The organism is Fodinicurvata sediminis DSM 21159, assembly GCF_000420625.1.
Classification (GTDB): domain Bacteria; phylum Pseudomonadota; class Alphaproteobacteria; order Kiloniellales; family DSM-21159; genus Fodinicurvata; species Fodinicurvata sediminis.
Genome location: NZ_ATVH01000011.1, coordinates 294759 through 320421, shown reverse-complemented (window position 1 = coordinate 320421; position 25663 = coordinate 294759). Strand labels below are relative to the sequence as shown.

Sequence of the window (25663 nt, the reverse complement as noted above, 5' to 3'; positions counted from 1 at the left end):
CTGCAACCCGGCGCCATAGGCGCAATCTTCATCGCTGAGCGGAAAGCCTAGAGGGGAATGGACAGTCTTATCATCCAGTTGCTGACCGGTCTGGCCAGCGCCTCCTCGCTTTTTCTTGTGGCCAGCGGCCTGACGATCATTTTCGGAGTCACCCGTGTTGTGAACTTCGCGCACGGCAGCCTTTACATGCTGGGGGCCTATATCGCCGTGACCCTGATTTCCCTATGGGGCGGTCAGGCAGGGGGGTTCTGGCTGGCTGTTCTTGTCGCCGTGCTGGCGGTTGCCCTGATCGGCGGGCTTCTGGAGGTCACGGTCCTGCGGCGGCTCTATCGCTCGCCTGAGCTCTTCCAGTTGCTGGCGACCTTTGGCGTGGTCCTGATCGTACAGGATGTGACCCTGGCTATCTGGGGCCCTCAGGACCGTTTCGGTGTGCGGCCTCCGGGCCTGGACGGCGCCCATGTCCTGCTGGGACGCCAATTCCCGGTGTATGACCTGTTCCTGATCCTTCTGGCGCCTCTTGTCCTGCTTGGCCTTTGGCTTCTGTTCAACCGCACCCGCTGGGGCGCCCTGGTACGGGCGGCAACAGAGGATCCGGAAATGTTGGCCTCGCTGGGGGTGAATCAACGCTGGATAATGACGGCGGTCTTTGCCCTGGGCTCGCTGCTTGCCGGCCTGGGCGGTGCCCTGGAGCTGCCCAAGGGCAGTGCCAACCTGTCCATGGACATGCAGATCATCGCCTCGGTTTTCGTGGTCGTGGTTGTCGGCGGCATGGGGTCGATACTTGGCGCCTATCTGGCGGCTGTCCTGGTTTCGCTGATCCGGACACTGGCCGTGGCAAACGCTGAAGTGTCCGTTCTGGGAATCACCATGTGGCAGCTCGAGCTCGTGTCGATCTTCATCGTCATGGCGGTTGTCCTGGTGCTGCGCCCTTGGGGATTGCTGGGTCGTGCGGAGAACCTGCACAAGGGTGGCTTGCCCGTCGAAGCAACGGTCCTGCGCAGACCGGGCAACTTGATGAAGGGTGGCATGGCACTCGGCATAGCGGGCTTGTGCCTGCTGCCCGTTCTGGGAGCGGGAAACTACAGCCTCTATATCTTTACCGAGATGGCTGTCTTCGCACTTTTCGCAGCTTCCCTGCAGTTCCTCATGGGCTTGGGCGGGGTCATCTCCTTCGGCCATGCCGCCTACTTCGGGCTGGGCGCCTATGGTGCTGCCCTGGCCTTCAAATCGCTTGCTCTGCCCATGGAGCTTGCCTTGTTGGCCGCACCCTTCCTGGCCGCCATTGGCGCCTTCATCTTCGGATGGTTCGCTGTGCGTCTCTCGGGGGTTTACCTGGCCATGTTGACCCTGGCATTCGCCCAGATCGCCTGGTCCATAGCCTTCCAGTGGGAGGGGCTGACCGGAGGTGATAACGGCCTGCTGGGCATCTGGCCGCCGGAATGGGCTTCTGACAGCGCCACTTTCTACTACCTGGTCCTGGCGGTCTGCCTGGCCTGCCTGTTCCTCTTGCGGCGTTTTGCCTATGCGCCTTTCGGTTACGCTCTCAGGGCCGGCCGCGATTCGCCCCTGCGGGCCGAAGCCATCGGCATCGATGTCCGGCTGCAACGCTGGTTGGCCTTTACGCTCGCCGGTACCTTCGCCGGTGTGGCGGGCGGCCTGTTCGTTTTCCTGAAGGGCAGCATCTCGCCCGATTCCATGGCCATACCGCAATCTGTCGATGCCCTGGCCATGGTCCTGCTCGGCGGCGTGCAGTCCCTGACGGGACCGATCCTGGGGGCTGCCGTCTTCACCGGACTGAAGGCTGAGCTGGTCAGCCTGACCGATTACTGGCGCCTGTTGCTGGGGCTTCTGATCGTGGTGTTGTGCATCCTTTTCCCTCGTGGACTGGCAGGAGCAGGGCGAGAGTTGGCGGCCTGGTTGCCGGGACGGCGGACATGAGCGGCGTTCTGGAGGTCAATGGGCTGAACAAGGCCTACGGCGGCGTTCATGCCGTGCAGTCTGTGTCCTTTAATGTGGCGCAAGGGGAACTTCGCGCCCTGATTGGCCCGAACGGAGCCGGTAAGACGACCTGTTTCAACCTGCTCAATGGCCAACTGCGGGCGGATTCGGGCCAGGTGTTCTTCCAGGGTCGGGAGATTACCGGATTGCCGCCCCGCATGGTCTGGCGCCTGGGCATTGGCCGCACCTTCCAGATTGCAGCGCCCTTTGCCTCCATGCGTGTCGTGGAGAACGTGCAGATGGCGCTCATGTCTCACAACAAGCGCCTGCGCCAGCTTTGGCCGCGTGCGGACCGGCTCTATCGGGACCAGGCTCTGTCCCTGCTGGCGCAGCTTGGCCTCGAGGAAGTTGCCGCACGCACCTGCGGTACACTGGCCTATGGCAATATCAAGCGCCTGGAGCTGGCCGTGGCGCTGGCCCATGATCCGGTCCTTCTGCTGATGGACGAGCCGACGGCCGGCATGGCGCCCGAGGAGCGCGAAGGCCTGATGGAGCAGGTCGTGCGGTTGGTACGGGACAGGGGCCTGTCGGTCCTCTTCACGGAGCACGACATGTCTGTTGTCTTTACCTATGCCGACCGCATTCTGGTTCTGGACCAGGGGGAAGTCCTGGCGGACGGTACTGCTGCCCAGGTCCAGGCCAACCCTGCGGTTCAGCGGGTCTATCTCGGCAACCTCACGGAGCCTTCGCGCACGGCAGAAGGGGAGGAATCATGACCGGGCTGCTCGAGATACAGGGGCTGAAAGCCTGGTATGGGCGCGCCCAGGTGCTTTTCGACGTCGCGCTCGAGGTGAGGGAGGGTGAGGTTGTCGCCCTGCTTGGCCCCAATGGCAGCGGCAAGAGCACCACCTTGAAGTCTGTCATGGGCCTGGTAACGCGCACCGCAGAGCGCCTGCATTTCGAAGGCCGGGACATATCAGGGCTGGCCGAGTACGAGGTCGCCCGCCAGGGGATTGGGTATGTGCCGGAGGATCGGCGTGTCTTCCAGGGGCTGACGGTTCGCGAAAACCTGTCCGTCGCCCAGCGCGCGGCACCAGGGGACAGGAAAGCGTGGACCCTGGACGGACTGTTCGAACTGTTTCCCAAGCTGGAGCCGCTCTATGAACGGCGGGCCGGGGAGATGTCGGGGGGCGAACAGCAGATGCTGACCATCGCGCGCACCTTGATGGGAAATCCGCGTCTGCTGCTGCTCGACGAGCCCTCGGAAGGGCTGGCCCCTGTCGTCGTCCAACAGATGAGACAGGCGATCCTGTCGCTGAAGCAGGATGGCTTGACGGTACTACTGTCCGAACAGAACCCCGCCTTTGCCGAGGGACTGATCGACCGGAGCTATCGCATGGATCGCGGACAGGTGCTTGCAGCCGGGAAGCCGGCTGTTTGACTTGACGGCAGACCCCTTCGTGTTAACCCTCGTGAGAATGATCTTGTAACGGAGTCGGTTTTCGCGGTGTACAGACGAACCTTTTTCACCGGCCTGCTGGCTTCCACACTTCTGGGGAGCCTGTCCGCGCGACTGGCGCAGGCAGAGGTGCCGCCCCTTGTCCCTGCCAAACCGGAGGGGGCGGTGATCGTGCTCGACCCCGGTCATGGCGGGCGCGATCCCGGGGCGATTGGCGGGGCGGGAACCCTTGAAAAGAATGTTACCCTGGCCATCTGCCAGGAGCTGCGCAGCTATCTGAATGGCCGTTTGCCGCATCATGTGGCGCTTACCCGCGAAAGCGACGAGTCCCTGGCATTGCCGGACCGCGTTCAGATCGGGCACGAGCTTCAGGCCGACCTGTTCATCTCCATACATGCCGACGCCGCCCCAAATCGCAATGCACGCGGCCTGTCCGCCTATACTTTGGCCGAGAATGCCTCGGATGATTTCGCCGAGTCCCTGGCTGAGCGCGAGAACGCCGTGGACGAGATCTATGGTATCGATCTGCGCAATACGGATTCCCGCACGGCGGCGATTTTGATGGATCTGGCCCGGCGTATCGCCCGGGAGGATTCCCGCCGTGCCCAGCGTCTGATCGTGGAGGGGGCGTCAGAAGACCTGCACCTGCTGGAGAATCCGCGTCGTTCGGCGAACTTTGCGGTCCTGCGCTCGGGAGAAGTTCCATCAGTCCTGTTGGAAACCGGATTCCTCACCAACCCGCAGGATGAACAGCTTCTGGCAGACCCGGCAGCGCGCCGAAGAATTGCCTGGACCCTGGGGCGCGAAATCGGGCAGGTGGCCGGGCTGTTCCTGCGTGAACGCAACGGCAGTTACTGAGGGACGCAGCTACTGAGTGACAAGGCGGCCGGAAAGCGCCTCTTCAGACGCCTTCCGGTTTTCCGTACCGCGCTTCGGCTTTTTACAGGTAATGCTCGGCCAGGGGCTCGAAGCCGTTGAAGGCGACCGAGGAATAGGTTGTGGTATAGGCGCCCGTGGCGCCGATCAGGATCTTGTCCCCGATGGTCAGGCTGATCGGCAGGTCATAGGGCACCTTCTCGTACATGACATCCGCGGAATCGCAGGTCGGGCCGGCCAGGATCACGGGCTCGACCTCTTCGCCGTCGCGCGGCGTGGCGATCGGGTAGCGAATGGCCTCGCCCTCGGTTTCCGCCAGGCCGCCGAAACGGCCGATGTCGAGATAGACCCAGCGGCGCTCGTCGGCCTCGGACTTGCGCGAGATCAGGACGACTTCGCTCTGGATCACGCCGGCGTTGCCCACCATGCCGCGGCCCGGCTCGATGATGGTGTCCGGCAGTCGGTTGCCAAAATGGCGGCGCAGGGACTCCATGATTTCCTGGCCATAGGCCTCGGCTGTGGGAATCTCCTTCATGTAGCGTGTCGGAAATCCGCCGCCCAGGTTGACCATGCGCAGCTGGATGCCCTGTTCGGCCAAGCGGCGGAACAGTGTGCCGGCGGTGCCCAGGGCTGCATCCCACTGCCCGGGATCGCGCTGCTGCGAGCCGACGTGGAATGAGATGCCATAGGGATCGAGATCCAGTTCACGGGCCTGGACCATCAGGGCCTCGGCCATGTCCTCTTCGCAGCCAAACTTGCGTGACAGCGGCCAGTCGGCCGATTCGCCGGAGGTCAGGATGCGGCAGAAGACGCGTGCGCCGGGGGCCTGCCGCGCGATCTTTTCAAGCTCTGGCTGGCTGTCGAAGGCAAAGAGGTCCACGCCCAGAGCATGGGCGCGGGCGATATCGGATTCCTTCTTGATGGTGTTGCCATAGGAAATGCGCGCCGCGTCCGCGCCGGCGCGCAGCACCATCTCGATTTCGGCCACCGAGGCCGCATCGAAGCAGGAGCCGAGTTGGGTCAGCAGCTCCAGGATCTGCGGCGCCGGGTTCGCCTTGACCGCATAGTAAATGCGGGAATCGGGCAGGGCGGCGGAAAAGCAGCGATAGTTGTCGGCGACGACATCCAGGTCCAGCACCATGCAGGGGGTGGGGGGCTGTGCGTCGTTCAGGAAATGGGCAATCTTCGGGGTCATGGCTGTCCCTTCCAGCAGGTCGGCTGTAAAACCGTACAAAATGAATTGCGACCACGGAACGCCAGTGCTGTGGAGGCTGTGGCTGGCGGTTCCAGCTCCGATACAGACCACGAGGGACTGTCCCAGAGCGCTTGAAAGTGACTGCGGTACGTGACCGACGCCAGAAGGAGTGCATCCAACCGGTTGCTTTCTCTGACGCCAGTTTTTATCGGACGGGAAATCCCGGCTCCGCACGCCCTGGCAGCGATGTAATTCGTCTCTCTCGGTAAGGCCGGCTTGTGGAGGGCCGGCGAGACCAAAAAAGCCGCGTCACGTCGTTGCGTTCGCCAGGATATCCCTCCCGGCCAGAGGCACGTGCGAATACGGTTCAATGCTGTAGCTAATGCCTTTTGAGAGTCTGTGCAACAGCTTTTTATGTCAGGGATAAATTCTTTTGGGTGGTATGATCCATTGCCGGGAAACAACGGTCGGGAAAGACTTTAAAGCGCTTGCTCCGGGGCGAGGGACGGAGGACGGGAGACCGCTTCTGAATCAGCGGCGACTTCATCTGCGGCAGAGGTGTCCGGAGGCATGCAGACACGCATGCGCATTGGCATCTTGGCGCCGGGCAGGCAGGTCATGCGCACCTCGCATTTGCCTGCAGCCAGGGGCAGGTTCGACGCCTCCGGCAGGCGTTGCTTGCAGACAGAAGTCACATCCTGGTCGGAGATCTGTAGCGCCTGGCTGATGGATTCATCGACGCGGTGCCCGTTCTGGGCGTCGGAGGCCATGTTCGGACTGCGGTAGCTGTAGGAGTTTCCGGTGGGCTCCGTGCCCGAAGAACCGCCAACCCCGACCCCGCCCAGGGCACCCAGGGCAGCCGAGGCCAGCATGACCGCCGGTCCGCCACAGGCGGGCAGGGCGAGAACAAGAAGGAGCGGGAGGAGAATTCGCATATATTTCATTAGACCTTCCTCCCGCTTCACATAGGTTTCTAGTTCTGGCCTACTTGGTAAGGCGCATTCATTTCGTAGCGTATGGCCCACTGGCGCGCTGCTTCAGCGGCATCATGTACCAGAGTATTTGGGCTGGTTTGAGCTACCTGAAGCAGATTTGTTCGTGCCTGTTCACGCACGGGGTTATCCGGACCGGCTGATGCCAGCATCAGCCATTTAAGCCCCTCAACGGGGTTGGGTTGTCCAAACTCACCTTGTAGGTGAAGCACGCCCAAGCTGTATTGAGACCTTTGATAGCCGCGCGCTGCGGCCTCTTCAAAAAGCTGCGCTGCACGCTCCGGATTTTTGGCCACGCCTCGTCCCGTTTGATAGAGAGTTGCCAGGTTGTGCTTGGCGCCAACCTCTCCCTTGTCCGCGGCGCGGGATATCAGTTCCGCTGCTCTCACCGGGTCCTGGCTCACGCCCTTGCCCTCGGCATATAGCAGTCCGAGGTTGTTCTCGGCACTGGCTAGGCCCTGGTTGGCGGCCTTTTGAAACCATTGGGCAGCTTCACCTGGATTGCTCGCATGTGACAGGTAATACTGACCGAGCTTGTCCTGAGCTCTTGAATGACCCTGTGCAGCAACTCTTTCCAGGTATCTCTTCGCAGCTTCCGGTGAAGCTTGCTGTCCGTGCGCGCCACTCAGATAGAGAGTGCCGAGCAGGAAGCTGGCTTCCTGGTGCCCGGTATCTGCAGAGCGGCGCAGATATTCATAGGCCTTGGCTGGACTTTCCCCGGGGAGGCGTCCCATGGAAGCCAGGAAACCAAGCTGGAAGTCCGCTTCCGGGTTGCCCTTGGCGGCCTCTGCACGAAGCTGGTCCAGGTTTTCAGTTATCACTTGCTGACCTTGAACTGTTTCCGGTGAAAACCAGACGAAACTGCCTGTTAACAAAGCGCCGCACAGCAGAACTGAACGTATAGACTGATTGATCAATTTCAAATGAGACATCGCTATAAATCCGGTCTACCGGATCCCTTCTAATCTAAACCCAATTAGCTTAATGATATTGCAATGCCTTATTCTTCTTGATTCTCAGCTGTTTGCTCAGGGGCCTCTTCATCAGAGGGCTCTTCATTCGCCGACGTATCACTGCTGCTGGATGTGTTGTTGTTATCTCCCTGAATGTCGTTGATGGAGTTATTCTGGCTAACATCGGTGTTGGCACTGGAGCCCTGATTGCCTTCGCTGTGTTGATCGGTGTTCTGTCCCACATAGCCCTCAGACCCTTCCGATAGAATCTGGGTGATTTCGTTCAGGTTACCGACGGAGGTGGAATTGGAGGTGTAGTTGGTGGTGTACTGGTTCAGCGCGCCCAGCCCGCCTCCATTCACGCTGCCGCCATTTCGGTCCATTGCCTGGAATTGGGCAGCCATGGACTTGTTGCGTGACCAGCGCCAACCATCGTTACCCATTTGCTGGGCTTTGGCTTCGGATATCAGTTTCACAGGCGAGACGTCAGAGAAAATTTCACTCGCCAGTGCCATGCAGAACCCCGATGCTATCAGGCCAGTTAGAATGAACGTTCGCGTCATAGCGGCCTCCTGAGAGGTTATGTTGTGGAAAAAATAGGCGGAACGAATTTCTTCGTTCCGCCAGTGCTTGGTAAAATTATTCCGTAGGAGTATTGCCCATGGACACGTTCAGGTTGTTTCCAACCGAAGTAGCCACGGAATTCACGAGCGGGCGGTCCAGATTGCCCAGGTTCGAGTAGTTGTTAACCGAAACATTCTGAACGTTGGACTCAGAATACACATCCATGTACCCAAACTGGGTCACGTCGGCGATCAGAGCCAGTTCACCCGTTGTGTCCGCTTCAACCGTGATGTTCTTGTTGTTGGTGACAGCGGTCGCGGAACTGTCCACGGAAGCATTCCAGATGTTGTCCACATCCGAAACGGCGTTGATATTGCCCTTCGAGATCAACCCAAGCTGAGCAAGAATGGCTGCAGACGCCAAGGCATCGTGGTGACGGTTGCCGGTGGGAACCACCGCATCAATAGCGACGGCGGCTGCGATCAACTCGTCCATGTTATCCGAATTGATGTCTTGTCCATTGAAACCCCCGAAGGCGAACTGGGCTTCGTGGACTTGTGTGGTGGCGTTGCTAGTAAGATTTGAGTTGTTGGCAACAGCCGTGGCTGCACTGACAACTTCTGGCAGCTGTGTTACGGCATTCAATGCTTCGACAGGCACCCATACGATGGAATCGGCATCGATGGTGACTTCGAAGACCACACAACCAGACTCAGACTGGCCAGCTTCACCCGAGCAACTTCCTTCGGTGGTCGTGCCGCCGATTATATCGATGTACTGTCCGGCTGAAGTTGGGTCGTTGGGGTCAACTCCCTGAATACCTGTTACGTTGTGATACCCCCAATCAACGTCTCCGATGTTATCATCGAATGACTCATCATAATCTCCAAATGATGTTGTCGTATCATAGGTATCTACAGAAGCACCGAATCCGAGTTGCTGCTCTGTTGAACCACCATAGGGATCAATATTCGGGTCGCTGAAGATAGCCGAATCATCGTCAAATCCCTCACTCTGAAACTTGAACGAGACATCATCTGCAGCCTGCATTTCGCCATGCTGATTGTTGTAGACACCATTCACTTTGGAATAAGCATTCAGGTCGCCGACGTGTACCTGGATATTTTCCAGCATGGTCAGGGCATTCGGATCTAGATCAATGTCAATCCAGACATTCTTCCAGACGTTTTCATGGACATTGGCATTCCAGGTCCACTTCACTTCATCGAAAGCCTGGGCCGGCGCTGTGGCCAGTCCGAAGCCAAGGGCCAGGCCGGATGCGCCGGCGAGAAGCCCGTAACGTAAGGTCCTTTTCATTTTTAGCTCTCCTTCTTAGAGTCACTTGCGTCAAGGTTATGGGCTTCCTGGATTTCGCCGCATTCCTTGCTGGCGGGAAGCCCGAAGTACTCCGTCATGATCTGGTAGATCGCCATTTCAACGACGGAGCGCACGCCGAGCTGAAGCGGTTCGTTCTGGATACGACCCGCGTCGAACTCGACGAGTTGGGATCCGAAGAATCGGAAGACATTGGCTTCGACTTCGTAGCCGTAGATCTGCTTCTGCAGAGAGCTGACGTAACCGACGTCGAAGTTGCGTGAATTGACCACGCGCAGGTCCAGACCGACGTTGATGACCACCGTGCGGGCGCCCGCGCCGATGCCGCCGACCCAGAGGCCAGCGCCCTGGCTCACGATGTTGTAGTTGAGTTCCGTCAACGCGCCGAGCACGACGAAGTCGCTGGCGCGGATGGAACTGGCCATGCCGTTCTGGGGCCGGGTGGTCAGGCCCTGTTCGATCATCTTCATCTCGGCCAAGGGGATGCGCAGGTCGAAGCGCTCCACCAGCTTGGCCTTGCCCGTCTTCCAGAGCGCGCTCATGACCATCTCGGACACGCCCTGGGAGATCACCGCGGAGTTGCTGGTGCGGTCGATCTGCCCCGTCTTGTCGGCAACCTCGCCGACCGTGAAGGCGGGCAGGTTATTGCCCGGGTATTTCTTGAACGAGGCAAGACACTGTGAATAGGGCGTGTCGTTCGAGGTGACTGGGAAGCTGAAGAAAGGTTCGGGCCCCTTGGGCGCGTCCTTGATGTTTTCAGCTGTCGTGTGGGGGGCACAGGCCGTAGCTGCCAACAGGCCGACAAAGGCGAGACCTGTTAAAAGCCGGCGTGCAGTCCTTGAGTGCTGGGTCATCGCTTCCCTCTATGTCGCTTGTGCCGCCTAATGCGGGCGGGTCCCTAATTCGGGAGCCGTAAATTCCAGGAGCATCCAAGGAGCGATGTTAAATATTATTTCAAAACAAGAAACATATCGTAAGGATAATTACTAATACCATTCAGGCTATGGCTCTTTATTATGGAGCATTTTCCGTTTATGCGGATTACCCCAAAAGATCAAAAGACACGACCCTAAGGGAGAAACGGGAACCGATTGGAGGCCTGCATGCGCCCTCTGCTCTCTTCCATCGCCACCTTTTCCCTTCCATCCGGTATGGCGAATCAAACTATGCTGATCCCCCAGCCCTCGTGCTGCTCACCGGCCGATCCCGTTGCATGAACAGGTTCGACCATGACCGGAAACTGATAAGGCGCCTGCAGGTACGCACATGTCCTCGAAACAGAGTCAGAAGATCCTGCTAGCCTGCGAGCCTGAGGCCCTGTTTCGCAGCCAGGCGACGATACAGGCCAGGAAACTGATTGCCCTGCTGATCGCAGCGGAGCGGCTTGCGCCTCTGGCTCTACGGGCCGACTTGGTGGCGCGGCTGCAGCGCGGGGACAGCATACGCCTCGATTTCTCCCGCTTGATGCCGCTTTATCCCAGGCACCCGGATGTACAGGCACAGCGTGAAGAGGTTCCCTTCGTCCTGATGACGCATCTGCCGGATTTCCGGCAGGCCATGCTGACCTTCCGCTATTGGGGTTGGGATGCCTTCGGGTTCGGTGTCTTCTTCTTTGACGAAAAGGCACAGACGGCCTCCGAGCGGCTGTCGCTGGCCGAGATCGGCTACTGTGTGATGAACCATGCAGCTGTCCAGCGCTTGCTGGAGTGCCCCGGCGCCATGCAGATCCCGAAGGACCTCGAGCCCGCCGACCGGCGCCTGCTGGACTGTCTGGGACGCGGTTTGACGAATTCCGAGATTGCCGGCGAGCTGGACTTGCCGATCACGCGGGTCAAGACTCTGGTACGTGCCCTGCTGTCTCGTCTGCACCTGGAGAATCGGACCTGTGCAGCCGTCCTGGCTTATTGGATGCGGGAGGCCGAACAGGTGAGGGGCGGGCCATCGTCCGACTCGGCAGAGGAGGCGCCTACAGCCAGCTGTAACGGAACGGCAAGAGGGGGGTACCGCCACTCTGAATCCTGGTCCTGCCACCAAAAGGGGCACGCGAACGGGGTAGGCAGCGTTCTTGGGGGGTAAGGGGCTGGCCTTAACCGTTAAGGCAAAGCATTTAGAAAATTAGTAAACTACTTCCTGCGCCTGTTGCGGTAACCACGCTATAATTTGAACAGGCGTGAAGCAGACCGTTCAGCAGTGCTTTGCCTTGAGAGGAGCGATTTCATGAGAGCGTCCCTGATCGTCCCGAGTCTGGCTGCGGCCCTCGTTCTGGCCGCCACGTCCGGAGCCTCGGCCCAGTGGAACAACCAGCCCTGGCAGCCCGGCTGGAAGGGGCCGTCCGGCGGTGTCGGCATGAGCCCCGGCTATCGCCAGGCCATCATCCAACGCGAGTTCACCGGTAGCGAGCCGGACAACCTCTATCGGGGCGCCGACGGCTTCCTGCTGGATGTGCGCCGCGGCCCGGACCGACAGGCCTTTCTGTCGCGGCCCAGTTCGATCACTCTGCCATATCGTCCCAGCGGCTTCCTGAACCTGGGTGGCTTCGGCTATGGCGGTGCTGCCTCCGGTCCCTACCTGGCCAACGGCGGTTATGCAGGAAATCCCTATGAATCGGCCCAGGTTGCCTATGTCGGCTGGACGTCGTTGATGAACACGCCATCTGACCAGGGCAGCTGGACCGGGGTCGCCACGTCGACGGCCACGCCGGCCGGCCAGGTGATCGACACCTGGATCGGCCAGCTTGACGGTCTGTGAGTGCGCTTCAGGCTTCTGCGCCGTCATTGTGCCGGATTCCATGATCGAGGGCCCAGATGGCGGCCTGTGTGCGGTTCTGAACGTGGATTTTCTTCAGCAGGCCCTTCAGGTGGACCTTGACCGTCCCCTCGGTGATGTTGAGTTGACGGGCAATGATCTTGTTGGGGTACCCGTTGATCAGGCACTTGAGGATCTGAAGTTCCCGCTCTGAAAGTGCCGCGCCGAAGCTCTGGCTGTCCAACCGTTCGCTCCGCGCGTCCATGTTGAAGCTGCCTGTCACAAGATGTGCGGCCAGTTCCGTCGGGAAGACGACCTCGCCCATCAGGACCAGGCGTAGAGACTGGATCAGGGCATCGAGTGACATGTCCTTCAGCAGGTACCCGCTGGCGCCGGCCCGAAGGGCGTGGACCATCTGTTGCTTCGAGAGCGTATCGCCAAAGGCAATGACCCGCGAATCCGGCAGGCGCTCACGCAGCCGTGCAACGGGATTGTCCTGGTCGTCCGCTGGCAGCCATTCCAGAAGAACCAGTTTGGGCGCGCCGGTTTCCAGGGGTGCGTCCAGTGCGGCTTCCAGACTGGGAAATTCATAGAGAACCGCAAAGCTTGTCCCCGTCATGATCTGGCGCAAGCCCTCTCTGAGCAGGCGGCTGTGATCGATGATCATGACCGAAGTGTTCTGATAACTGTCCATTGCCTTGCCCCTGGTGTTGTTTGCAGACATCTCTTCCGACCGGACATGTTTTTCGTTTTGAACGAAGGTGGTTACCCAATATTCCTTATAAGTTCCTTTGGGTCCTCAGCCTTCATCTTAAGTCCGGGAACAAGGACAGCTTGCCTCAAAAGTGCGTGGCTGCGGAGTCCGTCAAAGGGATAGTAGGGTGCGCCAGAGGTATGGGGCTGCGGATGTTGGTATGGGGTACCCCATACCGATGGTACCGCGCGGAAAGAACCTGCCGTCGTGTGCCCCGTTCAACGGACACCACGTTTGTTTGGGGACACCACGTTCGTTTGGCGCCACGTTCTGCCTGGCTGATCTCAAATCGGACTGTGCTGGGATGTATCGGCCGGATGGCTGTTGCAATAGATCGAGATCGCCTGGGTCCTGCTCTTGACGCTTAATTTCTTGTAGATCGCGCGCAGGTGAAGCTTGACCGTTATTTCCTCGATGCCGAGGTTGCGGGCGATCTCCTTGTTCGAAAGGCCCTTGGCCAGTTCGTCCAGGACTGCGTGCTCACGGGGGGTCAGGTTATAGGACTGTGCCGCTTCATCGCGATTCCAGCTATTGCTCTTCCTGGTCATCAGGTGGACGGGCAGATAGGGTTCGCCAGCCAGCATGAGGTGGATGGCCGGGATGATCGCGCGGATCGACATGGCCTTGGAAAGGAAGCCGAGGGCGCCTTTTTCTATGGCTTTCTGGATGATTTCCTGCTGCTCGTCACCGGACCAGAGCGCGATTGCAAGGCCGGGAAAACTGGATTGCAGAATCCCGATTCCCGCCAGGCCATCGATATCTGGCATGTGTGCATCCAGAATGACGAGTTCCGGCTTTCGGACGCTTTTGATGTAATCGAGGGCTTCGGGTACCGATGTAACCGAGGCTGCGTCGATCCCATCTGATTCAAGCAGGTGGACCAGAGCTTTCGTCACTAGTGGGTGATCGTCGACAACAAGGACCGCCATGGTGTCACTTCTCGTCTACCCGTGAAAAGGACGGGATAAGTCCAAACGGACGATGTCTTGTAGTCTAATGTATCGATTTCGGATTACCCCACCTCGTTGATACATCAATTTTTCACATCCGTACATAAAAATAACATAAGAATGCGTGCAATTTCGTGGTAACAATGAAATACACAGCCGAAAAGTGTTCATGAATTATGGAATAATGCTACCAGAAATTGGTGGGTCTTCCAGCAGACTGTCTGGTAATTTATCGTGAAATCGATAAGGAATTTTTCTCACACATGCATCCTGCAATTTCTTGAACAGGGTTTGAAGCGGGCATGACGGAATCAAACGCTCGGAATGCGCAAGAGGAAAGCGAAGAAGAGGCAGGAGCGCGGCGCTATATCGTGTCCTCTTCCCATCTTGTTTCGGAACAGGCGGCGGAACTCAGTGAATTCGAGTTCGGCCTGATCATCGCATGGAATGCCTTTGGCCGCTGGGTGGTACGCTGTATGGCAGCCGCAGGCATGCCGGACCTGTCGACCCTGGACATTCTGGTGCTGCACAGTGTTTTCCACCGGGCCCGCGGCAAGCGGCTGGCGGATATCTGCTTTGTGTTGAATATCGAGGAGAGCCATACCGTCAACTATGCCTTGAAGAAGTTGACGCGCCTTGGCCTGGTACAGCGTCACAGAAAGGGTAAGGACGTGGTCTTCGAGGCGACGGAAGAAGGAGAGGCCTGTATCCGGAAATACAGGGAAATACGGGAAGCCTGCCTGGTCTCGACCTCTTCATCCATGGGCGAGGCCGATCGCCGGGACCTTGAGAAACTGGCCAAGAACCTGAGGCTGCTCTCGGGCCTGTATGACCAGGCCGCCCGTTCAGCCACCTCGTTGTGAATCCGGCCACTGTCCCGAGCGCCATGGGACGCACAAGGAAAGGGCGCCGGAGACCGGCGCCCAAGGACTCCAGACGATATTTCCGTTATCAGAAAACCATCTGAATCCAGAGTGCTGCGGCCAGTGTTCCCAGCAGAAGGCACCCGGACGTCAGCCCGAGATTGAGAACCTGTCGCCGTTCCATGATTGAAGTTATACGGGGAGTATGGACATGCCGATGGCAGCGTTTGGCCTGATGTCTCATTCCCAACCTCCCTAGCAATCGAAAGCCTGTAGCAGCTTTCCAAGGTGGGACTATACCCCCAACGAGTGGTGCGGAAAATATTTTTGGAGATAGGATCTATTTTTTGTCACAGGTGGTTTGTGTAAGCTACTGATATTCATGTGTATTATCCTTGTATCCAGGAGCTCTTGCAGGCACCGTCACCTGTAACATTCCGTGAGCATTGCGCCCAAGCGTGCATTCCGGGAAAAGTTTCATGACTTTACCGGTCGAACGGGAATATATTTGAAATGCCGCATCAATTACGCGGATCAAGGCATTGTTTTCATTTGGAATGCAAAAGAAAAGGGCCGCCGTCAGGGGCGACCCTTTCTTGTCATTGGCTCCGCGGGCAGGACTCGAACCTGCGACCCGGTGGTTAACAGCCACCTGCTCTACCACTGAGCTACCGCGGATCAGGTGCCTTGTGGCAAGGTTTGCGGCTTATAGCAAAGCTCTCTTGGGGGTGCAATGCCGTTTGCCGCATTTTGGAGGCCCGGGCCGGAATCGAACCGACGTGCAAGGATTTGCAGTCCTCTGCATAACCACTCTGCCACCGGGCCAGAGGCGCAGGTTACTGCCACTTTTCATGGAGAGGGTCAAGGCGTTCCACGCGCCTGGCTGCGGCGGTGCGTGCCCGAAGTGACGGCCAGGCTGGTCTCAGGCTCGGCTATAGCCGCAAAACTTCAAACGCCCTGGCTGCGAGAGTTGTCTTGAAGCTGCAGGCTGACTATAAACCGCGGGGAAAGCAAAAGACCCGGCAACAGATCGGACAATATTCTTACGTCTGGTCCGTTCATGTGAGGCAAATGTAATGGATTACGCTTACGCCCGCCTGAATATGGTGGAAAGCCAGCTGCGCACGAACCGCGTGTTCGGGGAGCGTCTTCTGGACGCCTTTGAAACGCTGCCGCGTGAGCTGTTCGTGCCCGAGAACATACGCAGCATTTCCTACGTCGACGAGGATCTGCACATAGGCAACGGGCGCTACCTCATGGAGCCGATGGTCCTTGGCCGTCTGTTGCAGGCGGCCGATATCCAGGAAAGCGATGTGGCGCTGGATATTGGCTGCGCCACGGGCTATGCGACAGCCATTCTCGCACGGCTGTGCAGCACGGCCGTGGGTCTGGAAAGTGATCCAGGCCTGGTGGAAACGGCCAACAACCTGCTGTCCCGCATGGAAATCTCCAATGCGGTGGTGGTGCAGGGCGACCTGGCGGCCGGCTATCCCAGGCAGGCGCCCTATAACGTGGTCCTGGTGAACGGCGGGATCGAGGAATTGCCCGCTGGCCTGACAGATCAATTGGCGGAAGGGGGGCGGTTGATGTGCGTGACACGCCCTGATTCTGTTGGCATTGGCCGCGCTCGGCTCTATCGCAAGGACGACGGGGTGGTTTCGAACCGGATCCTCTTTGATGCGTCCACACCGATCCTGGAGGAATTCCGGGCACCTGAACGTTTCGTCTTCTAGGCCCTTCAAGATCTTTGGCATTCCCGTTCCACGGGCGTCAGTATGCTGTGAGCACAGATTTTCGTGGTGCGAATCGGGACTTGCGACTGGCCGCACGCGGACCAAGGCTCTATTCTCCGTGAAGTTCTGCCAAGATAGCTTCGGCTTGGCAGGGGCCAGGATGAAAGCGAACAGCATGCTGATGAAATGTCTGCCGAAACCGAGTCTCTCTTCATCCCCTGCGGGAGTCGGCGCCATAAGGAAGTTTTTAGGGGCAGGCGTGTTGGCAGGCGGCCTGCTGCTGGCAGCGGTGCCGGGTGTTCAGGCACAGGAATTCCAACTGCTCGACGCACTGGAGAATGCCTATGAAACCAACCCCAGGCTGAAGGCGGCGCGCGCCGAGCTCGGTGCCGTGAACGAGCGGGTTCCCCAGGCCCTGTCCGGCTGGCGGCCCACGGTTCAGGTCACGGCCTCGGCCGGCAAGGAGCGATCCTTCAGCGAAGGCGGCGGTTTCTCTGCCGGAGCGGGCGGTAACAGCGGCCGGGTCCAGGAGACGACATCGCCACGTCAGGGGGCGATCGAGATTGTCCAGCCCCTCTATCGTGGCGGCCGAACCGTGGCCGGGACCGAGCGCGCAGAGAACGAAGTTCGTGCACAGCGTTTCCGCCTTGAGAATACCGAGCAGACCGTTCTTCTGGACGCCGTGACCGCCTATATGGATGTCTGGCGCGACATGGCGGAAGTCCGCCTGAACGAAAACAATGAACGCCGCCTGGAACGGCAATTGGAAGCCACGCGACAACGCTTCGAAGTCGGCGAGATCACGCGAACCGATGTTGCGCAGGCGGAGTCCCGCCTGGCTGGCGCCCGTGCCGAGCGCATTGCTGCCGAGGGGCGCTTGAGTTCCAGCCGCGCCGTTTTCCGGGAAGTGATCGGGCGCGAGGCGGCAGCGGATCTGACCGCGCCCGAGGCCATAGAAGGCCTTCCCGAATCGCTGTCCGCTGCCATAGCACTGGCAGAGGAAAGCAATCCTTCGCTTCAGGCGGCAGAGTTCGATGAGCAGGCCGCCGAACGCCGGGTGCGGGAACGGGAAGGCGAACTGTTGCCTGAGATACAGCTTCGCGGACGCCTTTCGGCAGGCCGCGAGACCAGTTTTGCGGGCTCGAAAAACGAGGCTGCCAGCATCATGGCCGAGGTGACCATTCCGATCTATCAGGCAGGCCTTGTTTCCAGCCAGGTCAGAGAAGCCAAGCAAGTCGAGAACCAGCGCCGCCTGGAAGGTGAGGTGTCACGCCGCAATGTGCGGCAGGAAACCGTGACGACCTGGGAAGAGTGGACTTCATCCCAGGCGCAGATCACGTCCCTCCAGGCCCAGATTGAAGCGGCTGAAGTCGCGCTGGAAGGTGTGCAGCAGGAAAATGCGGTCGGCGCGCGCACGCTGCTGGACGTTCTGGACCAGGAACAGGAACTGCTGGATGCGCAGGTCAGCCTGGTTCGTGCAAGGCGTGAGGATATCGTTGCAAGCTTTCGGCTGCTCTCGGCCATTGGCCGTCTGACGGCTGAGGAGTTGGGGCTGGATGTGGCTTATTACGAGCCGGAAGAGGACTACAGGGCCGTGCGGGATTCGTGGTTCGGGTTGAGCACGCCTTCGGAATAAGTTAATCCGGTACATTCAGTGTGTTCATCAACACACGCTTGGGAGAGCAGCCATGAGCAATCCGGACGGGCAGGGCGAACCGTCGATGGAAGAGATCCTGGCGTCAATTCGCCGGATCATATCCGAGGACGACAAGGAAGAGTCTGAACAACCCGGCCAAGATGCCGGTGATTCTGCACAGGCAGAGCCGGAAGCGCTTGCCGCCACGGACAGTGTCGACGATGACATTCTGGACCTGACAGACAAAGCCGAAGACCCAAGTGACGCGGTCAGCGATCCTGCCTCTGCCGAGGACACCGCTTTTGCCGTGAACCCGGAACCGGAAACATCCCCAGGCGACTTGCCGGAAGATACGGCGCCCGATCCCTTCGCGGCCCTGGAGGAAGCAGGTTTCGGCGATGAGTTGGCGAATGCCCAGCAGGACAATCAGGACGAAACCGCCGATGCTCTCGCGCCCGATACTCTCGATGACATGACAGGCATGGAAGTTCAGGACGACATGACGTCCATGCCTGAGCCGGATTTCGAGGAAGCCGGCCAGACAGAAAGCGCGATGGATGACGGCCTTGGAGGCAATGCAGTGCAGGATGAACCAGAGGCGCCGATGAGCAAGGACAACAGCGAAGAAGGCCTCGTGTCCAATGCCACCGCTGCGGCAACGGTTGCAGCACTTTCGGAAGCATCGCGCGACATTCGAAGCCAGGCGCGTGCGGCCGAAGACCTTCCCATTCAAAGCGACAAGACCCTGGAAGGGCTTGTCCGGGAAGCCGTCAAGCCGCTGTTGAAGGACTGGCTGGATCAGAATCTTGCACCACTGGTCGAACGCGTCGTACGTGAGGAAGTCCGCCGTATGGTCCGCCGCGCGGAAGACGATTGACCAGGAAAACCAACACCTTTTCATACCCGGGAACAGATGAGTTTCCCGCATTATCCCGCTGTCCAGAAGAAAAATGGCTGAACAATCAGAGACAACTTCGAAACCCGACGAACTGGAAAAGACATACCGTCCGTCCGAGGTTGAGGCGCGCCAATACCAGGCTTGGCGCAATAGCGGCGCTTTCCGCTGCAACCCGGATTCCGACGGGAAGCCCTATGTGATCATGATGCCGCCGCCCAATGTGACGGGCAGCCTGCACATGGGCCATGCGCTGACATTTACCATCCAGGATATCCTGATCCGCTATCATCGCATGATCGGCCGTGACGCGCTTTGGCAGCCCGGGTCGGATCATGCCGGCATTGCCACCCAGATGGTCGTGGAGCGCAATCTGGCCGCCGAAGGCTTGACCCGCCACGACCTTGGGCGTGAGAAGTTTCTTGAGAAGGTCTGGGAGTGGAAGGCCCAGTCGGGCGGCAGCATAACGCAACAGCTGACGCGTTTAGGCGCCTCGGCCGACTGGTCGCGCGAACGCTTCACCATGGATGACGGCCTTTCGGAGGCCGTGCGCCGGGTTTTCGTCTCACTCTACCGCGAAGGGCTGATCTATCGTGATCAGCGCCTGGTGAACTGGGATCCCAAGCTGCACACCGCAATCTCTGACCTTGAGGTGCAGCAGGAAGAGGTCGACGGCCACCTCTGGCACTTCCGCTATCCTGTGGAAGGCGAAGAGGGGCGCTATCTGATCGTTGCCACAACGCGCCCGGAAACCATGCTGGGCGACAGTGGCGTGGCGGTTCATCCCGAAGACGAACGCTATGGCGATCTGGTCGGCAAGCACTGCATTCTGCCGCTCGTGGGCCGGCGTCTGCCCATCGTCGCCGACGATTATGCCGATCCCGAGACCGGGACCGGTGCGGTGAAGATGACGCCTGCGCATGACTTCAACGACTTCGAGGTCGGGCGGCGACATGACCTGGAGGTCATCAACATCCTGGACCGGGATGCCTGCCTGAACGACAACGTACCGGAAGCCTATCGCGGCCTGGACCGCTACGAGGCCAGGAAGCGTGTCGTTGCGGATCTGGAGGCCGAGGGCCTGCTGGACAAGGTGGATGACCATCGCCACACCGTCCCCCATGGGGATCGCTCCGGCGTGGCCATCGAGCCCTGGCTGACCGACCAGTGGTTCTGTGACGCCAAGACGCTTGCCGCGCCCTGTGTGGAGGCAGTGCGGGACGGGCGCATGCGCTTCGTGCCCAAGCAGTGGGAAAACACCTTCTTCGAATGGATGCGCAACATCCAGCCTTGGTGCATCTCGCGCCAGATCTGGTGGGGACATCAGATTCCGGCCTGGTACGGGCCGGATGGCCATATCTTCGTCGAGGAGACCGTTGATGCGGCCCGCGCGGCAGCGCAGGCGCACTACGGCGAGCATGTGGAACTGGTGGCCGACGAGGATGTGCTGGACACCTGGTTCAGCTCGGCCCTCTGGCCTTTCTCGACCCTGGGTTGGCCCGAGGATACGCCTGAAGTGCAGCGTGACCTGGCGCGCTATTACCCGGGTGATGTTCTGGTCACCGGATTCGACATCATCTTCTTCTGGGTCGCCCGCATGATGATGATGGGCCAGCACTTCATGGAGGACGTACCTTTCCGCGATATCTATATCCATGCCCTGGTCCGTGACCAGCATGGCCAGAAGATGTCCAAGTCGAAGGGCAACATCATCGATCCGCTGGAGATGATCGACAATTACGGCAGCGATTCCCTGCGTTTCACGCTGGCCGCACTGGCCGTTCCGGGCCGCGATGTGAAACTCGATCCCTCACGCGTGGAAGGCTATCGCAACTTCATCACCAAGCTTTGGAACGCGGCACGCTTCTGCCTGATGAACCAGGCTGAACTGCCTGCTGGTTACGATCCCGCCAACAACAGCACGGCGCTCAACCGCTGGATCGTCAGCGAGGTTTGCCAGCTGCGTTCCGATATCGACACGGCGCTTGAAAACTATCGCCTGGATGAAGCGGCAGGTCGTCTCTATCACTTCATCTGGCACAGTTTCTGCGACTGGTACATCGAGTTCGCCAAGCCCCAGCTCGAGAATGTCGAGACAACGGCAGAGACGCGCGCCACCATGGCCTGGACCATGAATGCTCTGCTGCGGCTTCTGCATCCCTTTGCGCCCTTCGTCACGGAAGAGCTCTGGAGCCGTTTCGGAGGCGAGGGGTTGTTGATCACCGCCCAGTTGCCTGAGGATCGTCAGGACTTGCGCGCACCCTCGGCCGTAAGCGAAATGGAGTGGCTGATCGCGCTGATCTCGGAAATTCGGGCCCTGCGCGGGGAAATGAACGTACCCGCTGGCAGCCATGTTTCCCTGGTGGTCAAGGATGCCGCGGCGGAAACAGGGACACGACTGGAACGCCATGCCGACCTGCTGAAGCGTTTGGCACGCGTCGAGTCCCTGGAGATAGCTGTCAACGACCTGCCCTCTGATGCGGCCACCTTCGTCATGGAAGAGGCCACCATGGGAATTCCCCTGGGCAACGTTATCGACATCACCGAAGAGCGCCAGCGCCTGGAGCGCGAGCTGGACAAGCTCTCGAAGGAGATTGCCAAGCTGGACGGCAAGTTGAGCAACGCACAATTCCTCGAGAAGGCCCCGGCGGCCGTGGTCGAGGAACAGCGGCAGCGTCGCGCGCAGATCGCCCAGAGCCGTGACAAGCTGGCTGGAAGCCTGGAGCGTCTGGCAAGCCTATAGACTCCGCCTGCACAACTGTTCGCCGCGTCAAAAAGGCCATGGAGCCTGCCGCCCGCATTCGCTAGGCTGAGATCGGAAAATATTTGCGCTTCCTGCGCCAGAAATGCACGCCATCAGGAGACTGACCATGCCTCTCGACTCGCCCAACAAGAAGTACGACAAGTCTCGCCTGCCAAGCCGTCACGTTTCGGTGGGCCCGGGCAAGGCGCCCCATCGATCCTATTACTATGCGATGGGCTTGACGGAAGAGCAGGTACAGCAGCCCTTCGTGGGCGTGGCGACCTGCTGGAACGAAGCGGCACCCTGCAATATTGCGCTCTCCCGCCAGGCCCAGGTGGTCAAGAAGGGCGTGGATACGGAAGGCGGCACACCGCGCGAATTCACGACCATCACCGTCACCGACGGAATCGCGATGGGGCACCAGGGCATGAAGTCCTCTCTGGTCAGCCGCGACGTGATCGCCGACTCCGTCGAATTGACCATGCGGGGGCACTGCTATGACGCGCTGGTCGGACTTGCGGGCTGCGACAAGTCGCTTCCCGGAATGATGATGGCCCTGCTGCGCATGAACGTGCCGGGTGTCTTCATGTACGGCGGCTCGATCCTGCCCGGCCGGTACAAGGGCAAGGACGTGACGGTTCAGGACGTCTTCGAGGCGGTCGGCGCGCACCAGGCCGGGAACCTGCCGGATGAAGACCTGCACGAACTCGAATGCGTGGCCTGTCCGTCCGCAGGTTCCTGCGGCGGTCAGTTTACGGCCAACACGATGGCTTGCGTCTCGGAAGCCATCGGGCTGGCCCTGCCGGGCTCGGCCGGTGCACCGGCCCCATACGAAAGCCGCGATGCCTATGCCGAGGCCAGCGGTGAGGCCGTGATGCGCCTGTTGGCGGACAACATACGGCCGCGCGATATCGTCACGCGCAAGTCGCTGGAGAATGCGGCACGGATCGTTGCGGCATCAGGTGGATCCACGAACGCGGCCCTGCACCTACCGGCCATGGCACATGAAGCGGGAATCGATTTCGACCTGCACGAGGTCGCGCGCATCTTCAAGGAGACGCCCTACATCGCTGACCTGAAGCCTGGTGGCCGCTACGTGGCCAAGGATCTCTTCGAGATCGGTGGCGTGCCGGTCCTGATGAAGGCCATGCTGGAAGGCGGTTATCTGCATGGAGACTGCTTGACCGTGACAGGCAAGACCATGGCGGAAAACCTTGAGGAGATTGAATTCCCGAAGGACCAGGATGTCATCCGGCCGGTCAGCAACCCGATCACCAAGACCGGTGGAGTCGTGGGACTTCGCGGAACCCTGGCCCCCGAAGGCGCCATCGTGAAGGTGGCCGGCATGAAGAATCAGAGGTTCCGCGGAACAGCCCGCTGTTTCGACAGCGAGGAGCAGGCCTTCGAGGCCGTGCAGCGCCGCGAGTACAACGAAGGCGATGTGATTGTCATCCGTTACGAAGGGCCAAAGGGTGGTCCCGGCATGCGAGAGATGCTGTCCACCACGGCCGCCATCTACGGCCAGGGCAGGGGCGACAGTGTTGCCCTGATCACCGATGGGCGCTTCTCCGGCGCGACTCGCGGTTTCTGCATTGGCCATGTCGGTCCGGAAGCCGCTGTCGGCGGTCCCATCGGTCTGTTGGAAGATGGCGATATCATCGTCATCGATGCGGTGGAGGGTATCCTGGACGTGGAGCTGTCCGAGGAGGAGATGGAAGCCCGCCGCAAGAAGTGGCAGCCGCGCGGTACCGACTATAATTCAGGCGCGCTCTGGAAGTATGCACAGACGGTCGGCTCGGCTGAGAAGGGGGCTGTGACCCATCCCGGAGGCAAGGCGGAGACGCATTGCTACGCGGATATCTGAAGGCAGGTTTTCATATTACCCAATACGAAGGGCGGGCAGACGGGTTTCTGTCCGCCCTTTTTCTTGGCGTTCGGAAGGCAGACCGTTACTTGCGGCGCTTTTTCTGACGCCGCAATCGAACGCCCTGGGGCGGTGGGCGCCCATCGAACAGCTGCACGGTCTTGTAGCGAAAGGGAATGACCAACAGCAGGCCCGTAACAAAGCCGCCGATATGAGCCCACCAGGCAACGCCCTGATAACCATCTCCGCCCGTTGCGCCCATGACCTGCATGACGAACCAGACGATCAGCAGGATCCAGGCAGGAATGAACAGCGGGATGATGATCACAGGCACCAGTATCTTCGAACGTGGGTGGAGCAGAAGGTAGGCGCCCAGCACACCTGAAACGGCGCCACTGGCGCCGATTGTGGGCACCGTGGCTTCCGCATTGAGCAGGTAATGCACCAGCCCGGCCGTGATTCCACAGATCAGGTAGAAGGCCAGGAAGCGCAGGTGCCCCATGGAGTCCTCGATGTTGTCCCCGAAAACGAAGAGGAACAGCATGTTGCCCAGCAGATGCATGAAGCTGCCGTGCAGGAACTGGTAGCTGATGAGGGTCAGGAAGGGGGGCAGCTGCTCAAGTTCGGGCGGCAACGAGGCCGTGCCGCTCAGCAGCGCCGGTATGAATCCGAATCCATGAATGATCGAGAGATAGCGATGGCTGCCCCCGGCAGTCTGTTCGAAAAAGATGTAAACGCACAGGACAATCAGCCCCCAGGTCACCCAAGGGTAACGCAGGGAGCGCCGCGGATTGTTGTCCATCAAGGGCAGGAAGGCCATGGCGCTATGCCCGCTTGTCCGTAGCGGTTCAGGCCGCCACTTCGCACCAGATCGGTGTGTGGTCCGAAGCCTTTTCCCGACCTCTGGGAGTCCGGTCTATGCCACAGTCTTCCAGTCGGTCGGCGGCTTGTGGCGAGAGCAGAAGGTGATCGATACGGATGCCGTGGTCGTTGTCCCAGGCACCTTTCTGGTAATCCCAGTAGGTGAAGGCACGGGACTCGGCCGGATACAGGGCGCGGTATCCATCGGTATAGCCGCTATAGAGAATTCTGCGCAGAGCTGCCCGGCTTTCCGGTTGGAAAAGGGCGTCGTGCCGCCAAGCTTCGACATCGTAGCAATCCCGTTCTTCGGGTATCACGTTGTAGTCTCCGCCCAGGACGACCGGGTGTTCGCTTTCAAGCAGCCCTCTGGCATGATCGAGCAGGCGCTGCATCCACTTCAGTTTGTAGGTGAACTTCTCGCCGCCCAGGGGATTGCCGTTCGGAAGATATATGGACGCTACGCGCAGGCCAAAGGTGGTGGCTTCCAGATAGCGCGCCTGGCCGTCGTTGCCGTCATCGCCGGGCAGTTCGTATAGCGGATCCTGGATTTCCTCTCGGGAAAGGATGGCAACACCGTTATAGCTTTTCTGTCCACGCACAAGGCAGTGGTACCCTTTCTCCTCGAGCTCCATGCGCGGAAAGTTCTCGTCCTGGCATTTCAGTTCCTGCAACAGCAGGACATCGGGGGCCACCTCGTCCAGCCATGCCAGTACATTGGGAAGGCGGGCCTTGATGGAGTTCACGTTCCAGGCGGCAAGCTTGACCATGACAATCCTTCGAATCTGAAAACGGCACCGGCGTTATAGCACCGATGCCGCCATTGTTCAGCCTGGAACGCTCTGTGCCGGCAGGAGTGGCCCTCAGATCGAGAAGCTGGTGCCACAGCCGCAGGAAGAGCTGGCATTGGGATTGTTGATGGCAAAGTAGGAACCAATCAAATCTTCGATGAAATCCACCTGCGAGCCTTCCAGAAGCTCCAGTGAAATGGAATCGACGACCACCTTGGCACCATCACGTTCGAAGAGACGGTCGTCTTCATTCACCTTGTCGTCGAAGGCAAAGGAATACTGAAAGCCGCTGCACCCGCCGCCAGAGACGGTGATGCGCAGCATCATGTTCGGTGTTTCCTCGGCCTCTGCCAGGGTGTTGATGCGCCTGGCGGCACTCTCGCTCAGGACAAGGCCGTCCTGCGGCTCAAGCGTTTCTGGCGTTTCGGTAATGGCCGTCATGATCACGTCCTCTTGAATCTGTTCTCCTAGATGTAATCCAGAATGCTTTGTGATTAAAGGGAGGCACGCCTAAAGTCG

23 protein-coding genes and 2 tRNA genes are annotated in these 25663 nt (G+C 59.6%); 12 read left to right on the top strand and 13 right to left on the bottom strand.

From position 1 onward, the window contains the following. Positions 1–57: 57 nt before the first annotated feature. From G502_RS0102760 to G502_RS18365, 4 genes are all read left to right on the top strand, one after another. The gene (locus G502_RS0102760; protein WP_022727132.1) at positions 58–1938 is read left to right on the top strand and encodes an ABC transporter permease; all 1881 of its coding nucleotides are present in this window, start codon (positions 58–60) and stop codon (positions 1936–1938) included. Then, positions 1935–2714 (top strand): ABC transporter ATP-binding protein, encoded by a 780-nt coding sequence (locus G502_RS0102755; RefSeq protein ID WP_022727131.1) that lies wholly within the window; start codon positions 1935–1937, stop codon positions 2712–2714. Before G502_RS0102760 ends, G502_RS0102755 begins: the two co-directional genes overlap by 4 nt. Continuing rightward, a complete protein-coding gene (locus G502_RS18370; RefSeq protein WP_022727130.1) occupies positions 2711–3379 on the top strand; it encodes an ABC transporter ATP-binding protein in 669 nt (222 codons plus the stop codon). Before G502_RS0102755 ends, G502_RS18370 begins: the two co-directional genes overlap by 4 nt. Positions 3380–3445: 66 nt before the next feature. Further along, positions 3446–4255, top strand: a complete 810-nt coding sequence (locus G502_RS18365; protein ID WP_022727129.1) for an N-acetylmuramoyl-L-alanine amidase family protein — start codon at positions 3446–3448, stop codon at positions 4253–4255. 82 nt (positions 4256–4337) lie between these two features. Here G502_RS18365 and G502_RS0102740 read toward each other — a convergent pair whose 3' ends face one another. The 6 genes from G502_RS0102740 to G502_RS18360 form a co-directional block, all read right to left on the bottom strand. Beyond that, positions 4338–5468: a type III PLP-dependent enzyme gene (locus tag G502_RS0102740; RefSeq protein ID WP_022727128.1), complete on the bottom strand. Its 1131-nt coding sequence runs from the start codon at positions 5466–5468 to the stop codon at positions 4338–4340. Positions 5469–5947: 479 nt separating this feature from the next. After that, positions 5948–6412, bottom strand: coding sequence for a hypothetical protein (locus G502_RS0102735; protein WP_022727127.1), 465 nt, complete (start codon positions 6410–6412; stop codon positions 5948–5950). A gap of 29 nt (positions 6413–6441) precedes the next feature. After that, a complete protein-coding gene (locus G502_RS0102730) occupies positions 6442–7392 on the bottom strand; it encodes a tetratricopeptide repeat protein (protein WP_081649655.1) in 951 nt (316 codons plus the stop codon). A 68-nt stretch (positions 7393–7460) separates the two neighbouring features. Continuing rightward, positions 7461–7976: a hypothetical protein gene (locus tag G502_RS0102725; protein ID WP_022727125.1), complete on the bottom strand. Its 516-nt coding sequence runs from the start codon at positions 7974–7976 to the stop codon at positions 7461–7463. Between the two features lie 76 nt (positions 7977–8052). Beyond that, complete coding sequence (locus G502_RS0102720; RefSeq protein ID WP_022727124.1) at positions 8053–9294, bottom strand: hypothetical protein; 1242 nt, start codon at positions 9292–9294, stop codon at positions 8053–8055. A gap of 2 nt (positions 9295–9296) precedes the next feature. Further along, entirely contained in the window at positions 9297–10166 is an 870-nt protein-coding gene (locus tag G502_RS18360; RefSeq protein WP_022727123.1) for a CsgG/HfaB family protein, read from the bottom strand. 412 nt (positions 10167–10578) lie between these two features. Here G502_RS18360 and G502_RS0102710 point away from each other — a divergent pair, with 412 nt between their 5' ends. Further along, a complete protein-coding gene (locus tag G502_RS0102710; protein WP_022727122.1) occupies positions 10579–11388 on the top strand; it encodes a helix-turn-helix transcriptional regulator in 810 nt (269 codons plus the stop codon). Between the two features lie 141 nt (positions 11389–11529). Further along, complete coding sequence (locus tag G502_RS0102705; RefSeq protein ID WP_022727121.1) at positions 11530–12060, top strand: hypothetical protein; 531 nt, start codon at positions 11530–11532, stop codon at positions 12058–12060. Positions 12061–12067: 7 nt separating this feature from the next. Here G502_RS0102705 and G502_RS0102700 read toward each other — a convergent pair whose 3' ends face one another. Both G502_RS0102700 and G502_RS18355 read right to left on the bottom strand, forming a co-directional pair. Next, positions 12068–12751, bottom strand: a complete 684-nt coding sequence (locus tag G502_RS0102700; RefSeq protein WP_026988997.1) for a LuxR C-terminal-related transcriptional regulator — start codon at positions 12749–12751, stop codon at positions 12068–12070. 344 nt (positions 12752–13095) lie between these two features. After that, positions 13096–13740, bottom strand: a complete 645-nt coding sequence (locus G502_RS18355; RefSeq protein WP_022727119.1) for a response regulator transcription factor — start codon at positions 13738–13740, stop codon at positions 13096–13098. A 323-nt stretch (positions 13741–14063) separates the two neighbouring features. Between G502_RS18355 and G502_RS0102690 the strand changes: the two genes are divergently transcribed. Beyond that, positions 14064–14624 carry a winged helix DNA-binding protein gene (locus G502_RS0102690; RefSeq protein WP_022727118.1) on the top strand — a complete coding sequence of 187 codons (561 nt, stop codon included), beginning with the start codon at positions 14064–14066 and terminating at the stop codon, positions 14622–14624. A 603-nt stretch (positions 14625–15227) separates the two neighbouring features. Here G502_RS0102690 and G502_RS0102685 read toward each other — a convergent pair. After that, positions 15228–15302, bottom strand: a tRNA-Asn gene (locus G502_RS0102685). Positions 15303–15375: 73 nt separating this feature from the next. Further along, a tRNA-Cys gene (locus G502_RS0102680) sits at positions 15376–15449 on the bottom strand. Between the two features lie 251 nt (positions 15450–15700). On the opposite strand from G502_RS0102680, the gene G502_RS0102675 reads away from it, so the two are divergent. From G502_RS0102675 to ilvD, 5 genes are all read left to right on the top strand, one after another. Beyond that, the gene (locus G502_RS0102675; protein ID WP_022727117.1) at positions 15701–16357 is read left to right on the top strand and encodes a protein-L-isoaspartate O-methyltransferase family protein; all 657 of its coding nucleotides are present in this window, start codon (positions 15701–15703) and stop codon (positions 16355–16357) included. Positions 16358–16619: 262 nt separating this feature from the next. Then, positions 16620–17993 (top strand): TolC family outer membrane protein, encoded by a 1374-nt coding sequence (locus tag G502_RS18350; RefSeq protein ID WP_162140938.1) that lies wholly within the window; start codon positions 16620–16622, stop codon positions 17991–17993. 52 nt (positions 17994–18045) lie between these two features. Then, positions 18046–18870, top strand: a complete 825-nt coding sequence (locus G502_RS0102665; protein WP_022727115.1) for a DUF2497 domain-containing protein — start codon at positions 18046–18048, stop codon at positions 18868–18870. 73 nt (positions 18871–18943) lie between these two features. Then, on the top strand, positions 18944–21631 hold the full coding sequence (locus tag G502_RS0102660) for a valine--tRNA ligase (RefSeq protein ID WP_022727114.1): 2688 nt from the start codon (positions 18944–18946) through the stop codon (positions 21629–21631). Positions 21632–21758: 127 nt separating this feature from the next. After that, on the top strand, positions 21759–23495 hold the full coding sequence (gene ilvD, locus G502_RS0102655; protein WP_022727113.1) for a dihydroxy-acid dehydratase: 1737 nt from the start codon (positions 21759–21761) through the stop codon (positions 23493–23495). 85 nt (positions 23496–23580) lie between these two features. On the opposite strand, the gene G502_RS18345 is transcribed toward ilvD, so the two are convergent. The 3 genes from G502_RS18345 to erpA form a co-directional block, all read right to left on the bottom strand. After that, positions 23581–24315: a rhomboid family intramembrane serine protease gene (locus tag G502_RS18345; protein ID WP_022727112.1), complete on the bottom strand. Its 735-nt coding sequence runs from the start codon at positions 24313–24315 to the stop codon at positions 23581–23583. Positions 24316–24343: 28 nt separating this feature from the next. After that, on the bottom strand, positions 24344–25123 hold the full coding sequence (locus G502_RS0102645; RefSeq protein WP_022727111.1) for an exodeoxyribonuclease III: 780 nt from the start codon (positions 25121–25123) through the stop codon (positions 24344–24346). A gap of 93 nt (positions 25124–25216) precedes the next feature. Next, on the bottom strand, positions 25217–25585 hold the full coding sequence (erpA, locus tag G502_RS0102640) for an iron-sulfur cluster insertion protein ErpA (protein ID WP_022727110.1): 369 nt from the start codon (positions 25583–25585) through the stop codon (positions 25217–25219). Between the last annotated feature and the right edge of the window lie 78 nt (positions 25586–25663).

What these genes read in the sequence shown, in the direction of transcription:
- G502_RS0102760 (WP_022727132.1), top strand. Translation starts at nt 58, where the DNA reads ATGGACAGTCTTATCATCCAGTTGCTGACCGGTCTGGCCAGCGCCTCC.
- G502_RS0102755 (WP_022727131.1), top strand. Translation starts at nt 1,935, where the DNA reads ATGAGCGGCGTTCTGGAGGTCAATGGGCTGAACAAGGCCTACGGCGGC.
- G502_RS18370 (WP_022727130.1), top strand. Translation starts at nt 2,711, where the DNA reads ATGACCGGGCTGCTCGAGATACAGGGGCTGAAAGCCTGGTATGGGCGC.
- G502_RS0102740 (WP_022727128.1), bottom strand. Translation starts at nt 5,468, where the DNA reads ATGACCCCGAAGATTGCCCATTTCCTGAACGACGCACAGCCCCCCACC.
- G502_RS0102735 (WP_022727127.1), bottom strand. Translation starts at nt 6,412, where the DNA reads ATGAAATATATGCGAATTCTCCTCCCGCTCCTTCTTGTTCTCGCCCTG.
- G502_RS0102730 (WP_081649655.1), bottom strand. Translation starts at nt 7,392, where the DNA reads ATGTCTCATTTGAAATTGATCAATCAGTCTATACGTTCAGTTCTGCTG.
- G502_RS0102725 (WP_022727125.1), bottom strand. Translation starts at nt 7,976, where the DNA reads ATGACGCGAACGTTCATTCTAACTGGCCTGATAGCATCGGGGTTCTGC.
- G502_RS0102720 (WP_022727124.1), bottom strand. Translation starts at nt 9,294, where the DNA reads ATGAAAAGGACCTTACGTTACGGGCTTCTCGCCGGCGCATCCGGCCTG.
- G502_RS18360 (WP_022727123.1), bottom strand. Translation starts at nt 10,166, where the DNA reads ATGACCCAGCACTCAAGGACTGCACGCCGGCTTTTAACAGGTCTCGCC.
- G502_RS0102710 (WP_022727122.1), top strand. Translation starts at nt 10,579, where the DNA reads ATGTCCTCGAAACAGAGTCAGAAGATCCTGCTAGCCTGCGAGCCTGAG.
- G502_RS0102705 (WP_022727121.1), top strand. Translation starts at nt 11,530, where the DNA reads ATGAGAGCGTCCCTGATCGTCCCGAGTCTGGCTGCGGCCCTCGTTCTG.
- G502_RS0102700 (WP_026988997.1), bottom strand. Translation starts at nt 12,751, where the DNA reads ATGGACAGTTATCAGAACACTTCGGTCATGATCATCGATCACAGCCGC.
- G502_RS18355 (WP_022727119.1), bottom strand. Translation starts at nt 13,740, where the DNA reads ATGGCGGTCCTTGTTGTCGACGATCACCCACTAGTGACGAAAGCTCTG.
- G502_RS0102690 (WP_022727118.1), top strand. Translation starts at nt 14,064, where the DNA reads ATGACGGAATCAAACGCTCGGAATGCGCAAGAGGAAAGCGAAGAAGAG.
- G502_RS0102675 (WP_022727117.1), top strand. Translation starts at nt 15,701, where the DNA reads ATGGATTACGCTTACGCCCGCCTGAATATGGTGGAAAGCCAGCTGCGC.
- G502_RS0102665 (WP_022727115.1), top strand. Translation starts at nt 18,046, where the DNA reads ATGAGCAATCCGGACGGGCAGGGCGAACCGTCGATGGAAGAGATCCTG.
- G502_RS0102660 (WP_022727114.1), top strand. Translation starts at nt 18,944, where the DNA reads ATGGCTGAACAATCAGAGACAACTTCGAAACCCGACGAACTGGAAAAG.
- ilvD (WP_022727113.1), top strand. Translation starts at nt 21,759, where the DNA reads ATGCCTCTCGACTCGCCCAACAAGAAGTACGACAAGTCTCGCCTGCCA.
- G502_RS18345 (WP_022727112.1), bottom strand. Translation starts at nt 24,315, where the DNA reads ATGGCCTTCCTGCCCTTGATGGACAACAATCCGCGGCGCTCCCTGCGT.
- G502_RS0102645 (WP_022727111.1), bottom strand. Translation starts at nt 25,123, where the DNA reads ATGGTCAAGCTTGCCGCCTGGAACGTGAACTCCATCAAGGCCCGCCTT.
- erpA (WP_022727110.1), bottom strand. Translation starts at nt 25,585, where the DNA reads ATGACGGCCATTACCGAAACGCCAGAAACGCTTGAGCCGCAGGACGGC.